The sequence below is a fragment of the Phycisphaeraceae bacterium genome (assembly GCA_019636555.1).
In the GTDB taxonomy this organism is placed as follows: Bacteria; Planctomycetota; Phycisphaerae; order Phycisphaerales; family UBA1924; genus JAFEBO01.
This window is the reverse complement of record JAHBXH010000001.1, coordinates 1479027-1492165: the sequence shown is the minus strand read 5'-3', so window position 1 is coordinate 1492165 and position 13139 is coordinate 1479027. Positions and strand designations below refer to the sequence as shown.

The 13139-nt window shown below is 62.5% G+C and carries 13 protein-coding genes; 5 read left to right on the top strand and 8 right to left on the bottom strand.

Annotated features, from left to right (window positions below):
* Positions 1-5 precede the first annotated feature (5 nt).
* From KF691_06175 to KF691_06160, 4 genes are all read left to right on the top strand, one after another.
* Positions 6-1625 carry an aldehyde dehydrogenase family protein gene (locus KF691_06175; GenBank protein MBX3389026.1) on the top strand — a complete coding sequence of 540 codons (1620 nt, stop codon included), beginning with the start codon at positions 6-8 and terminating at the stop codon, positions 1623-1625.
* A gap of 73 nt (positions 1626-1698) precedes the next feature.
* Positions 1699-2088, top strand: coding sequence for a GxxExxY protein (locus KF691_06170; GenBank protein MBX3389025.1), 390 nt, complete (start codon positions 1699-1701; stop codon positions 2086-2088).
* 130 nt (positions 2089-2218) lie between these two features.
* A complete protein-coding gene (locus tag KF691_06165) occupies positions 2219-2731 on the top strand; it encodes a peroxiredoxin (GenBank protein ID MBX3389024.1) in 513 nt (170 codons plus the stop codon).
* Between the two features lie 80 nt (positions 2732-2811).
* Positions 2812-3234: a GxxExxY protein gene (locus tag KF691_06160; protein ID MBX3389023.1), complete on the top strand. Its 423-nt coding sequence runs from the start codon at positions 2812-2814 to the stop codon at positions 3232-3234.
* Positions 3235-3319: 85 nt separating this feature from the next.
* On the opposite strand, the gene atpH is transcribed toward KF691_06160, so the two are convergent.
* The 7 genes from atpH to alaS all read right to left on the bottom strand — a co-directional run bounded on the left by atpH (position 3320) and on the right by alaS (position 9874).
* On the bottom strand, positions 3320-3928 hold the full coding sequence (atpH, locus tag KF691_06155; protein MBX3389022.1) for an ATP synthase F1 subunit delta: 609 nt from the start codon (positions 3926-3928) through the stop codon (positions 3320-3322).
* An 85-nt stretch (positions 3929-4013) separates the two neighbouring features.
* A complete protein-coding gene (atpF, locus tag KF691_06150) occupies positions 4014-4616 on the bottom strand; it encodes a F0F1 ATP synthase subunit B (GenBank protein MBX3389021.1) in 603 nt (200 codons plus the stop codon).
* Positions 4617-4705: 89 nt separating this feature from the next.
* Entirely contained in the window at positions 4706-4969 is a 264-nt protein-coding gene (locus KF691_06145) for an ATP synthase F0 subunit C (GenBank protein ID MBX3389020.1), read from the bottom strand.
* Positions 4970-5087: 118 nt separating this feature from the next.
* On the bottom strand, positions 5088-6020 hold the full coding sequence (atpB, locus tag KF691_06140) for a F0F1 ATP synthase subunit A (protein MBX3389019.1): 933 nt from the start codon (positions 6018-6020) through the stop codon (positions 5088-5090).
* Complete coding sequence (locus KF691_06135; protein MBX3389018.1) at positions 6017-6475, bottom strand: hypothetical protein; 459 nt, start codon at positions 6473-6475, stop codon at positions 6017-6019. Before KF691_06135 ends, atpB begins: the two co-directional genes overlap by 4 nt.
* A gap of 96 nt (positions 6476-6571) precedes the next feature.
* Positions 6572-6949: an AtpZ/AtpI family protein gene (locus KF691_06130; protein ID MBX3389017.1), complete on the bottom strand. Its 378-nt coding sequence runs from the start codon at positions 6947-6949 to the stop codon at positions 6572-6574.
* An 18-nt stretch (positions 6950-6967) separates the two neighbouring features.
* A complete protein-coding gene (gene alaS / locus KF691_06125; protein MBX3389016.1) occupies positions 6968-9874 on the bottom strand; it encodes an alanine--tRNA ligase in 2907 nt (968 codons plus the stop codon).
* 210 nt (positions 9875-10084) lie between these two features.
* On the opposite strand from alaS, the gene sthA reads away from it, so the two are divergent.
* Positions 10085-11518, top strand: a complete 1434-nt coding sequence (gene sthA, locus KF691_06120; GenBank protein ID MBX3389015.1) for a Si-specific NAD(P)(+) transhydrogenase — start codon at positions 10085-10087, stop codon at positions 11516-11518.
* A gap of 60 nt (positions 11519-11578) precedes the next feature.
* Here the strand turns inward: sthA and KF691_06115 are convergent, their stop codons facing one another.
* Complete coding sequence (locus tag KF691_06115; GenBank protein MBX3389014.1) at positions 11579-13063, bottom strand: glycosyltransferase family 4 protein; 1485 nt, start codon at positions 13061-13063, stop codon at positions 11579-11581.
* Between the last annotated feature and the right edge of the window lie 76 nt (positions 13064-13139).

Here is a 13139-nt window from a genome sequence, read left to right as displayed (position 1 = left end):
ACTTCATGACTACCAACGGCAACGGTGTTGCAACGAAGGAGGCTCCGCAAGCCGCTCCGATGATCGATTCCGCGAAGACTGCCCCCGGCTGGGACTACTCCCCCGCTCCCGAGACCGCAAAGGTCACCATCAAGCCTTCCTACGGCCTCTTCATCGACGGCAAGTTCGCCGAGCCAAAGAGCGCGAAGCGCTTCGCGACCATCAACCCGAGCACCGAAGCCACGCTCAGCGAAGTCGTGCAGGCCTCACCCGCGGATGTCAACCGCGCGGTTGCCGCGGCACGCGCGGCGCTCCCCAAGTGGGCCAGCCTCCCCGCTTCCGAACGCGCCAAGTTCATCTTCCGCATCGCGCGGCGAATCCAGGAACGCGGGCGCGAACTCGCCATTATCGAAACGCTCGACAGCGGCAAGCCGATCAAGGAATCGCGCGATGTCGATATCCCGCTCGTCGCGGCACACTTTTTTTACAACGCGGGCTGGGCCGACAAACTCGGCTTCGTCTTCCAGGGCGCAACCAGCGGCGCGAAGTCGTTGGGCAAGAAGAGCGGGCTTCCCGAAATCGCTCCCGGCGTTCGCCCCGTCGGTGTCTGCGGCCAGGTCATTCCGTGGAACTTCCCGCTGCTGATGGCCGCGTGGAAGATCGCGCCCGCACTCGCCTGCGGCAACACGGTCGTCCTCAAGCCCGCCGAGACCACGCCGCTGACCGCGCTCGTGCTTGCCGAAATCTTCGAAGAGTGCGAACTTCCCCCGGGCGTCGTCAACATTGTCACGGGTGATGGATTGACCGGCCGGTCGATCGTCGAGCACCCGGATGTCGACAAGATCGCGTTCACTGGCAGCACCGAGGTCGGCAAGATCATCGCCAAATCGGTCGCCAATCCGCGTCCCGACGGCAAGTTCAAGCGCCTCACGCTCGAACTCGGCGGCAAGTCGCCCCACATCATCTTCGAGGATGCCGCGATCGATCAGGCGGTCGAAGGCATCATCAGCGGAATCTACTTCAATCAAGGCGAAGTCTGCTGCGCCGGCTCGCGGCTGTTCGTGCAGGAGTCGATCCTCGACACGGTCGTCAAGAAACTCGAGATCCGCCTCGCTTCGCTCCGCACGGGCGACCCGATGGACAAGAACACCGACGTCGGCGCCGTCAACAGCAAGGAACAGCTCTCACGCATCGAGCACTATCTCAAGCTCGGCCAGACCGAAGGGGCGGAACTCCGCGTGCCAAATGGCCAAAGTTCCAAAGGGCCAAAGGGCCAAATTGAAAGCTGGCAGGAAGGGCTGCCTTCCAAGGGCTTCTGGTGCCGCCCGTGTTTCTTCACGGGCGTGCAACCGAGCCACACGATCGCGCGCGAGGAGATTTTCGGCCCGGTGCTGAGCGTGCTTTCGTTCCGCACGCCGGAGGAAGCGGTGAGCCGCGCGAACAACACGCCGTACGGACTTGCGGCAGGAATCTGGACAGAGAAGGGGAGCAAAATGCTCTCGATCGCCAAGCAGATCAAGAGCGGCGTGGTCTGGTGCAACACGTACAACAAGTTCGACCCGGCCAGCCCCTTCGGCGGATTCAAGGAGTCCGGCTTCGGCCGCGAGGGCGGCGTGCAAGGATTGAAGGCGTACGTGGAAGTCTGAAGAGACATTTCACCACAGAGATCACAGAGATCACGGAGAAGAATTGGGGATGGAACGGCCAGATCCGGTTCTGATGTCACGCTGCGACAAGATCACCGACAAAGTCATTGGTGCGGCGATCGAAGTACACCGCACTCTCGGGCCCGGCCTGTTGGAAAGTGCCTACGAGTCTTGCCTCGTGCACGAACTCATGCCTCTCGGAGTTTCCGTCCGACGCCAAGTTGAAATTCCGGTTCGATACAAAGGACATCTCATTGAGTGCGGCTACCGCATCGACTTGATCGTCGAGGAACTTGTCGTAGTCGAGCTCAAATCGGTCGAGAAAAAAATGCCAATTCACGAGGCCCAATTGCTGACCTATCTCCGGCTGGCCAATCTGCCCGTTGGATTGCTGATCAACTTCAACGTCACGCAATTGATCAACGGGCTTAACCGCCGAATCAACAACATTTCCTCTCCGTGATCTCTGTGTTCTCTGTGGTGAAAATGCCTTTCTGCCTTTGCTTCATTTCATGCACGACCCGACGCAACTACCGCGCGACCTTCCCGTTCCGCAAGACGATGGCGCCGCCGCTCACCTGACCGGATTACGCTTGCCACAGATCTCGCTGATCACATCTCGCGGCACATCGCGCAATCTCTCTGAAATCACCGGAAAAATGGTTCTTTTCTTCTATCCACGCTCCGGCGTTCCGGGTCGACCGCCGCCGGATGGCTGGGATCTCGTCCCCGGCGCGCGGGGCTGCACGCCTCACTCCTGCGCCTATCGCGATCTCGCTTCGGAGTTCGCCGCGCTCGGTGTTTCCATCTTCGGCGTCAGCACGCAGACGCCGGAATACCAGCACGAGTTCGCGGAGCGCACGCACCTGGGCTTTGAGCTTCTCAGCGACTCCGACCTCGTGCTCACGCGCGCGATGAATCTGCCCACGATGGAGATGCCCCCGATCGTCGATGGCCTGCCTCCGGGCGGCCCTCGCACACTCATCAAGAGAATGAGTTGGTACTGCGACGGCGGCATCATCCGCAAAGTCTGGTATCCGGTCTTCCCGCCCGATCAGAACGCGGCGGAGGTGCTCGCCTGGCTGCGATCATCCGGTACATTGTGACCATCGGCACCTGGGTCATTCACCACAAAGGACACCGAGGACACAAAGGTCACAGAGAGAGACCAGGAATGAGGATGAGAATGATGGATAGGGAAGCGACCAAGGACAAATCATGGGTTCAGGATCGCTTCGCACACGCTGATCCGCTGACACACTCGATCATCGGCGCCGCCATTGCCGTTCATCGTCAACTCGGTCCGGGTCTGCTCGAGTCCATCTACCAGCAGTGCCTGATGCTCGAGCTTCAGGCCCGCGGCGTCTCGTTTGAATCCGAAGTGCAGGTTCCGATTTCCTACCGCGACACGATTCTCGACACAGGTTTGCGGCTCGATTTGCTCGTGGGAGGCCAAATCGTGGTAGAGCTGAAATCTGTTGAGAAGGTGCTCCCCGTCCACGAATCACAACTGCTCACGTACATGAAGCTGGCCGAGATCCCCATCGGCCTGCTCATCAACTTCAACACCAATCTGCTGAAAGACGGCATTACCCGAAGAGTCCTTTGACTCTTCTTTCAACTCCCGCTTCTCTCTGTGCTCTTTGTGTCCTCAGTGTTCTTTGTGGTGCAACACCGGAAGCCCCGATCCGGCATCACCCCTCGATGATCCGATCGATCTTTCCGCGAACCGCCGCGTCGCCGTGCGTGTTGAGCTGGTCGCGGATCTTCCGCAGGCTCGTCTGCACGCTCGCGTCGATCAACTGATCGCCGATGCGGAACTTCACGCCGCCGATCATCGCCGGCTCGGTGTACGCGTGCACAACGACTTCCTTGCCGAGCGCCGAGCCGAGCCGCGACTTCACGCCCCCGAGCTGCCCCTGATCAATCGGCGTCGCTGTGATCACATCGACCTCGACGCGTCCGAACTGCTGCTGCACGACCTGGTCGTATGCCGCGGCAATCGGAACGATGTGCCCGAGCCGGTCCTTGCGATTCACAACGAGCAGGAAACGCAGAAGCAACTCGTCGATCCGCCCGCCCAGAATCTTCTTCAGCGCCTCTTCGCGTTCGGCCGTCGGGATTACGCGAGACGCGAGAAACTCGTTAAATGTCTTGTCGTTGCGCGTCATCTCGAGCAGGTCTTCGAGCTGACCCTGCAGCGCCTCCACGCGCTCGCGGCCTCCCGCGGCAAACGCCTCGGCATAGAGGCTCTTGGCGTAGGTGTTGGCGAGTGCATCGGGCTTGGCTTGAGAAAGTGGCATGTGTTGATCTTCGCGATTGAGGTGCTTTGTTCTTGCGTGTCGTTCTTCGCCCGATTTCCCCGTTCCCAGTGCACAGTGCCTTCGCTTAGTTCCGCAGTCCCTGCAACTGACCGAGCGACTCTTCCACCAGCCGCTGCTGATCCTGGGTATTGATCTCGCGCTTGAGGATCTTCCCGGCGACCATCGTCGCGAGATTGGTCGCGTCGGTGTACAGCTCGGCAACGGCCGACTGCTTGGCCTGCTGGATTTCCTTGACCGCGCGCTCGCGCATCGCGGAGAGTTCGATCTCGGCCTTTGCCCGGAGTTCCGCCGCGAGTTGGCTCTGCTGCGCCTTGGTCTGCTCGATCATCTTCGCGGCCTCGGCACGCGCTTGCGCCAGGCTCGCCTCGTACTGAGCGAGAGCGTCCTTCGCCTGCTTGCGGGCGTTCTCGGCCGCTTCGATCTCGGCCTTGATCTTGTCGGCACGCTCATCAAGCCCGGCCGTGATCGCCGGCCACACCTTCACACCCAGAATGGCGAAAACCAGCGCGAAGACCACGAGAGCGGTGATCGCCGTCGCGATTCCCTGCTTGGTCGTTGCGATCGGTCCCTGAATGTCGCCGCCGTGTTCGCCCTCCACCGCCATCGCCGCCAGCGGCGCGATCGTCGTGAAGGCCAGGAACATGCCGGTTCGAAGTTTCGTGAGCATCGGAACTCTCCAGTCGAAAAACGCGATTCGAAAAATCATCGGTCGAATGAATCCGCTCGACGCCCGTCAAGGCCCCGAGCGATCGAGTATTACTTGGCCGCGAAGCCCGCGAACACCGCGAACAGCGTCGCACCTTCGATCAGCGCGGCAGCCAGGATCATGTTGATCTGGATCTTGCCGGCCGCTTCGGGCTGACGGGCGATCGCCTCGACGGCGCCCTTGCCCACCAGACCGATGCCGATGCCGCCACCGACCAGAGCCATGCCGCCGCCAAGGACGGCCAGACCCTTGCCGATGCTCGAGCCGCCCGCGACTTCGTCCGCCGCGAGAGCGAGGGTCGGCACAGCCGCCATCGCGCCCATCGCCAGCATCGTCGTCTTCGTCAACAACTTGCTCATCATCTCGAAACCCTTTCCAAAGTGCACAGGTTCCTTCGCCTCACCCGCACGCGGGAGAAGCAGTGGTCCGTCTTCACGCGTGGGCGTGCTCGTGACCGGTGGCATGATCATGCCCGTGCTCATGCTCATGCTCGTCGTGGTGATCCATGATGGAAATGAAGATCGCGGTCAGGAACATGAAAACGAATGCCTGGAGGAACGCAACGAACAACTCCAGGAACATCAGCATCGTCGCGGAGACGACACTCACGACCGTAATCGCGGAATTGGTGCCGTAGCCGCCGCCGCCGAGCGCGCTCGCGATCGCGCCGCCCGCGAACGAGAGCAGCGTCGCGATCAGCACGTGGCCCGCGGTCATGTTGGCGAAAAGACGCAATGCCAGCGCGAACGGCTTGATGATGAACTGGCCGGCGGCCTCGATGACCAGAAGCAGCAGAGCGATCGGGAACATCGTCCAGGGCAAGCCGCCCATCATGTGCTTGACGAACCCGACCGGGCCGAGTCGCATGATCGCCGCGATGTTGAAAACCAAGGCCGCGATGATCGCGAGTGTTCCCGTCACCCAGATGTTCTGTGTCGCGGTGCCGCCGATCCAGACCTTCTCGATGCCGACAATGTGGAGCACATCGCGCACCGGCGTCAAGCCGATCAGATTGTTCACGAGAATGAAGAAGAAAATCGTCCAGAGGAACGGCATCAACTTGTCGGTGCGATCGCCGAGCAGAGGTCGCGCGACTTCCTCCCGCAGGTATTCGCAGATCACTTCAACGAGCTGCGCAAACCGGCTGCGCGTCACATACGCGTCGGCCCCTTGGCTGGACGGGCCCGTCTTGATCTTGCTCGCCGCCCACATGCCGACGAAGACGAGAATCAGCCCCGAAAGCACCAGGGCGCCCTGGTTGCCCGACCAGAGCCAGTAGCCGTCCGCGCTCCGGACTGCTGCGGCATTCACCACGTGCTCGAGCGGATCGGCGGACGCCAAGATGTTCATTGCAAAAGCGGTCATGCGGCCTTCCGTTGCGTGTCATCCGGATGCGACGCGCGCTCGCGCTCCATCGCGGAGAGAATCCTGATCGAAGTCCAAACCTCAACAACCATCAAGACAAGCGCCGCCGACCCCACACCGAGGAACAGCGCCCGAGAGTTCAAGTCCGGCGCCATCTCGCGCGCCGCGTAGCAAACACCAAGGGCGAGGATCATCCGAGCCGCGCCGGCGAACATCACCGCGACGCCGAAACTCTCGCGCCCGAACTTCATGATCACCGGCCCGAGCGTCGCGAGGCTCCCGATCGCGATGGCAAGGAGCGCCACCCCTAGGGTCACCGAATCGGCGCCGAGCAGCGCTGCAACACCCACCGCCACGCCGAACGCCGCGACCGTCGCAAAGAGCATGACAAACCCCAGTTTCCCGCGCGCCGCACGGGTCTGGTCCGGGTTTGTATTGCTGGCGACGCTGTTCAAAAAGTGCTTCCGAAATCGAAGGGAAAATGAGGGGAGGAAGGATAGCCTCGCCGAGCCCAATCGACGAGCCCGAACCCGCTCCAAAATCGCCGAACTTCAGCCCTGTTTCCGCTTGTTTCGCCGCTCTTTCTCGCGTCTCTCTTCCGCCAAGGTGCGTGAGATGATCCGATAGAGCGCGAACGTGAACCCCACCACCATCCCGATCAGCGTGTACCTCGGACTCGTCCCCTGCCAGCGATCCGCGAAATAGCCGAGCAAAAGCGCGCCGATCACCGACCCGACAAAGTCCATCGCCACGCCCCACGCGGTCGAAACATTCGCAAGACCGGATTGGCTCGCGACTTCATTTCGATCCAACACGGGCGGGCGAGCCACCGGCTCGCGCAGCAGTTCAGGAATTTGAGGCGGAGGCGGCGAATCCCGCAGGCCGTCCGCCCGCTCCCGTTCGTGCTCGCTCGTTTCGTGTCGCTTCAATGCAACTCCCGCGCCGGTCTAGTGCACCACTCGGTGTGCCGCGGCACGCGCCGCAAGGATCGCTTCCTTGATCTTGCTCGCGTCGGTCCCGCCGCCCTGCGCGCTATCCGGTTTGCCGCCGCCCTTGCCGCCCACCACCGCCGCCGCCTCGCGCAGCCAGTCGCCCGCCTTCAGCCCTTTTTGAATCAGCGCCTCGGGAACGACCGCGTTGATCGAAACACGAGCCGTCCCGTGATCGATGCTGAAAATCATGATCGCGGCACGGGGGTTGGCCTCCTTGACCACGGCAACCGCCGCGTTCAGTGCGTTGCGGTCGTCTCCCGCCTCGATCGACCCGACGATGATCGCCTGGTTGGCGAGTTGCGCCGACTCAGCCAGCACCTTGGCTTCGCGCACCGCTTCGGCCTGACGCCCCGCGCTCGCTTCCTTTGCCGCGTTCTTGGCGCGCTCCTGAAGGGCAGCAATCGAATTCCTCAGCGCGGTCTTTCGCGCCGTCGGCATGACGCCATCATCCAGACTCTTCAACAGGCCCGGAATCTCCGCCGCGAGCGCGCCGTCGCTCAGCAGCCCGACGCTCCGGATCTTCGATTCCGCACCGTCGGCGGCGTGGATCGCCGATTCCGCCGGCTTGCCCGTGAGCGCGACGATGCGTCGCACGCCCTTGGCGACCGCCTCCTCCGAAATCAGCGCGAACGCGCCGATCTGAGATGTTGTCTGCACGTGCGTGCCGCCGCAGAACTCGATCGAGATTTCCCGCCACGCCGGGTTCTGCGCCGATTCCATCAGGTCCGCGACCGGCTGACCGATCGAAACGACGCGAACCGGATCGGGATACGCCTCGCCGAAAACGGCACGGAGGCCATTGATCGCCCGCGCCGATGCGAGCGGCGCCGCTTGCGCATACACCGTCAGATCGTGCTTGATCTGATCGCGCACGATCGCCTCGACTTTGCCCAGTTCTTCGGGGCTGACCGGCTGGCTGTGGGAAAAATCGAAACGCATGCGATCGGCCGCGACGAGCGAGCCTTTCTGGTCGACTCCGTCGCCGAGCACTTTCCGCAGTGCGAAGTTTGCCAGGTGCGTCGCGGTGTGATTCGAGGCGGTTGCGCTCCGCCGGTGCTTGTCGATGTGCAGCGCGACGGTATCCCCGACGCGGATTTCGCCATGCGTCACAACCCCCACGTGCAGCACGTAGCCACCGAACGCCGCCACTGATTCGACTCTGAATCGCCCGCCTTCATGGTGATCGCGCACGCTGCTGCGGGTCTCGCCGATCACCTCGATCTCGCCCGCGTCGCACTCCTGCCCGCCCATCGCGGCATAAAAGCACGTCTTGTCGAGCACGATGCCGATCCGCGTCTTGTGATTGAAAACCGGCGTCGCGACCTCATCGAGATTGCTGCCGTTCCAGATCGCCTTCACGTGCGCCTTCTGCGCCTTGAGATCAAATTTGCAGTGATCGTCGGTGGTCTCGATTCCCAGCCGCATCAGCCGCGCCACGGCATCGCCGTCGAGCGCGATCGTCTTCTCGGCTTCTTTCTTCTCCGTGGCACGCGAAAGTTCTTCGGCCTTCTTCTTTTCGGCCTCGTACCCCGCCATATCGACTGTGATATCGCGCTCCTGCGCCATCAATTCCGTCAGGTCGATCGGGAAACCGAAGGTGTCATAAAGCCTGAACGCGTCGGCGCCCGCGATCTTCCCGCCCTTGGGAATCGAGGTCGCGAGCGACTCGAACAACTTGATGCCGCGATCGAGCGTCCGACCGAAACTTTCTTCCTCGTCGCGAATGATCGCTTCGACCTTCGCCGGGTCGCGCTTGAGTTCGGGGAACGCCTCGCTCATGTGCTCGACCACGACCGGCACGAGCCCCGCGAAAAAGCCGCCCTTTGCGCCCAGCATCTGCCGCCCGTACCGCACGGCACGCCGCAGAATCCGGCGCAGCACATAGCCACGCCCCACGTTGCTCGGCACCGCACCGTCCGTGATCGCAAACGTCAAACACCGGATGTGATCCGCGATGACCCGGTACGCGGTGTCGATGTTCCCGACATCCTTCGCGCCGAGGGTTCCGCGATACTCGCGCGCGCCCGTCGCACGCTCGATCGCCATGAAAATCGGCGCAAACAAGTCGGTGTCGTAGTTGCTCCGCACGTTCTGAAGTACGCTCACCAGCCGCTCGAGCCCCATGCCCGTGTCCACGTGCTTCGCCGGGAGCGAGCGCAGCCCGCCGCCTTCCAGACGCTCAAACTGAATGAACACGTTGTTCCAGATCTCGAGAACGTCGGGGTCGCCGGTGTTCACCAGTTTCGCCGCGTCGCGCTCACCGATCCGGTCGAAGTGAATCTCGGTACACGGTCCGCACGGACCCGTCTCGCCCATCTCCCAGAAATTGTCCTTGAACACGCCCGGCAACACGCGCTCCGGCGGCAGGTACTGCAACCACAGCGCCTTGGTCTCTTCATCCGGCTCGAGCCCGAGTTTCTTGTCGCCCTCGAAATAGGTGACGTACAGGCGATCTTCCGGAATGTTGTACACCTTGGTGAGCAGTTCCCACGCCCACTCGATCGCTTCCTTCTTGAAGTAGTCCCCGAACGACCAGTTGCCCAGCATCTCGAAAAACGTGTGGTGATACGTGTCCTTCCCGACGTCCTCGAGGTCGTTGTGCTTGCCACCGGCGCGGATGCACTTTTGGCTGTTCACCGCCCGGCGCAGTTTCGCGAGCGGGCTGCTCGGCGGCACCTGCCCGAGAAAAATCGGCTTGAACTGGTTCATCCCCGCGTTGGTGAACAAGAGCGTCGGGTCATCCAGCGGCACAACCGACGAACTGGGCACAAACTCGTGTCCGTCCGGCGCGCCGTTGCCGACACCCTTGGACTTGAAGTAGTCGATGAAGGTCTTGCGGATGGCGCGGCTGGTCAGGCTCAAGCGGTCGTTTCTCCGTGAGAACAAAGCGTAGCCGAATTTGATTTCAAAAACCCTGTCGACGACGGAGAGGTAGGAAGAACGGATCCCGTCGCGGTTTGAGCCAGGCGGCGGGTTTCCTCCGCACCCGCCTCCCAATTCGAACCGATATCGAGGGAGCCGCCGGAGAGCCTCGGGGACACTTGTTACCATCGTTCCGGGAGTCCACTCAGCATGCGCAAGTTTGACCTCTGCGTCATCGGTTCCGGACCGGCCGGTCAAAAGGCCGCGATCCAAGCCGCAAAGCTCGGCCGCTCGGTCGCCGTGATCGAGATGCGCGAAGTCCTCGGGGGCGTCGCGATCAACACGGGGACGATCCCGAGCAAGGCCCTGCGCGAGGCGATCCTTGACTTCGGCGGACGCACCACCGTCGCCCCGTCGCTCGCCGACTTCGCCGCGGCCAAGCCCGCTCTCAATCGCGCCGGCGGCTTCCACGGTCTCATGGAGGCGTGCCATCGGGTCATCAGGAAGGAAATCGACCTCGTTCGCGATCACTTCGCGAGCAACGGCATCACCGTGCTGTCGGGCAAGGGGCAGTTCCGTTCCGATCACCAGGTCGATGTCGTCGGAATCCACTCAACCGAAACCATCGAGGCCGATCACATCCTGATCGGTGTCGGCACCGTCCCCACGACGCCGGACACCATTCCATTCGATGGCAAGCAAGTCTTCTCGTCCGACGACCTGCTCAAACTTGGCTCCATCCCGCGCTCCATCATCGTCGTCGGTGGCGGCGTCATCGGCACCGAATACGCTTCGATGCTCGCCGCGCTCGGTGTCCGCGTCACGCTTATCGAGGGCCGGCCCCGATTGCTCGACTTTGTCGATGCCGAAATCACCGAGGCCCTCCAGTATCACCTGCGCCAGTCGGGCGTCACGCTGCGCCTGGGCGAGAAAGTAGTAAAGATCGAACGCCGCGACGCGCCCGAAGCCGCCAAGCGCGAGGGCATCGAGACGATGATCGAAGTCACGCTCGAGTCGGGCAAGCAACTTTCGGCCGACACGCTTCTCTATGCCGTCGGTCGCCAAGGCAGCACCGATTCGCTCAATCTCGCGGCAGCCGGCCTCACCGCCGACGCCCGCGGGCGCATCACGGTGAACAAGGATTTTCAGACTTCGGTCCCTCACATCTATGCCGCGGGCGACGTCATCGGTTTCCCCGCGCTCGCCAGCACTTCGATGGAGCAGGGCCGCGTTGCTGCCTGCCACATGTTCGGCATCAAATGCGACAACGTTGACACACTGCTTCCCTACGGCATCTACTCCATACCCGAAATCTCCATGGTCGGCTGGACCGAAGAGAAACTCACGGCCGACGCGATTCCGTACGAAGCCGGCATCGCTTCCTACCGCGAGACCGCCCGCGGCCAACTGCTCGGCGACGAGATCGGAACGCTGAAGATTCTCTTCCACCAGGAAACCCGCGCTGTCCTCGGTGTTCACATCATCGGGACCAACGCCACCGAACTCGTCCACATCGGCCAGTGCGCGATCGCGTTCAAGGCAACCGCCGAGTACTTCATCAACACAGTCTTCAACTATCCGACGCTTGCCGAGTGCTACAAGATTGCCGCGCTGAACGGAGTCAACAAGCTCGGCAATGTTTAAGCACACCGACTCCTCGGCGTCGAAGTCAATCTTCGACGCAACACTCACCGCTGCTGCGACTCAGGACGGCCTTTTCCCAAGCCCCGCCATCCGCGCGCACTCATTCAGACACTCGCGCACACCCTCGGGCCAGCCCGGCCAGCGATACCCGCTCACCTCGCGCGCCGTCTCGCCGCGCAGATCTCTCTCCACGGCGTCGACCAGCGCATCCGATCGCCTCGGATCGAAGAACTCGACAAACCCCTCCGCGATTTCGTGATGCGTCGGAATATCGCTCGCGATCACCGGTCGCCCTCGCACCAGAGCCTCCACCACCGGCAAACCGAATCCCTCCGCAAGCGAAGCCATGATCACCGTGTGCGCACGCCGATACCACGATTCCAGGTCCGCGTCCGTCGCCTTCGTGAACCAAAACAGCCGCTTCTCAAATTCGGGGTGCGCCTGAATACGCCTCGCAATCTCCTGCGACTTCCAGCCGTAATTCCCGATGATCACCAGCGCGACATCTCTTCCGCGCTTCCACAATTCATCGAACGCATCCAGCAGCACGCCGTGGTTCTTGCGTACTTCCAGCGTCCCGACCGCGAGATACACCGGGCGCGCGCCAAGTTTCTCCATCACCAGCCGGGCATCGTCCGAAGCTCGTGTCTGACCGCTCGCGGACTCGTCCGCTCCCAATCGAAACCATCCCGCCCGCTCCTCGCTCCAGCCCGGCGCCCCCGACTTCTCCGCAAACGCGCGGAACTCCCGCGCCGAATGCCGCGAGATCGCCACCGCAAAGTCCGTCTCCGCCGCGGCACGCCTCATGTACTTCTCGAACGGGGCCACCAGCAAATTCGCGCTGAACTCCGGTGTCACAATCGGAATCAGGTCGTACACCACCAGCCCAACACGCGCGCCGCGCGCCCGCCACGCGCTGGCGTGCCTCCAGAGCACATCCGCCTTCCAGCTCGCGTCCGCCAGGAGCAGCACGTCACCCTCCCGAGGTGCAACATGCTTTCCGTGTAATGCAACCGCTCGCAGAAAGAGCAATCCTCTCTCATACAAACGCCGCAGCGCGAGCACGCACCACACCACGCTCCGCTTGGCACCCGACAGCACCCGCCAGGCGAGTCCCGCCCTCTCCCCGGCTCCGATTTCGTCGTGCGTCGCCCGCGCGCCCCGAGGCAGCAACCCGATGAGACTCTTACGGACGCGCGCCCACGCACGCACCGCCGCCGAACTTCGATCGCGAGCGAGTTCCTCCGGTGAGACGGTCGCCAGACCGGCGCTCGTGACGACAACCGGCACGACTTCCAGCCCGATCGCCCTGCCTTCTTTGCCTCCGAGGCACGCGAGATTCCGCACGACGCGCTGGATTCCCGTGTTGAAGTTGTGCTGATAGAGGTGCGTGCACTCGATAAACACCCGCCCTGCTTTGTGCGCACCTTCGTTTCGCATCATGCGGGTTCCAAGGCCGCGATCATACCGACACAACGTCAGCCTTCCCGCCAATCCCGATGCCTCGATGCCGCATGCCTTGATGCCTTCCCGGTTGTCGACCATCTTTGGCCATTCTCTATTCCCCCTCCGTGGAACTCGGTGCCGAATCGCCCGGCGCGCCCATCCGACCAAATCCCCT

Coding starts and splice junctions, on each gene's coding strand:
- KF691_06115 (MBX3389014.1), bottom strand. CDS start 13,063: ATGGTCGACAACCGGGAAGGCATCAAGGCATGCGGCATCGAGGCATCG.
- KF691_06170 (MBX3389025.1), top strand. CDS start 1,699: ATGTCACGCTGCGACAAGATCACCGACAAAGTCATTGGTGCGGCGATC.
- atpB (MBX3389019.1), bottom strand. CDS start 6,020: ATGACCGCTTTTGCAATGAACATCTTGGCGTCCGCCGATCCGCTCGAG.
- KF691_06145 (MBX3389020.1), bottom strand. CDS start 4,969: ATGGCGGCTGTGCCGACCCTCGCTCTCGCGGCGGACGAAGTCGCGGGC.
- sthA (MBX3389015.1), top strand. CDS start 10,085: ATGCGCAAGTTTGACCTCTGCGTCATCGGTTCCGGACCGGCCGGTCAA.
- KF691_06175 (MBX3389026.1), top strand. CDS start 6: ATGACTACCAACGGCAACGGTGTTGCAACGAAGGAGGCTCCGCAAGCC.
- atpF (MBX3389021.1), bottom strand. CDS start 4,616: ATGCTCACGAAACTTCGAACCGGCATGTTCCTGGCCTTCACGACGATC.
- KF691_06160 (MBX3389023.1), top strand. CDS start 2,812: ATGATGGATAGGGAAGCGACCAAGGACAAATCATGGGTTCAGGATCGC.
- atpH (MBX3389022.1), bottom strand. CDS start 3,928: ATGCCACTTTCTCAAGCCAAGCCCGATGCACTCGCCAACACCTACGCC.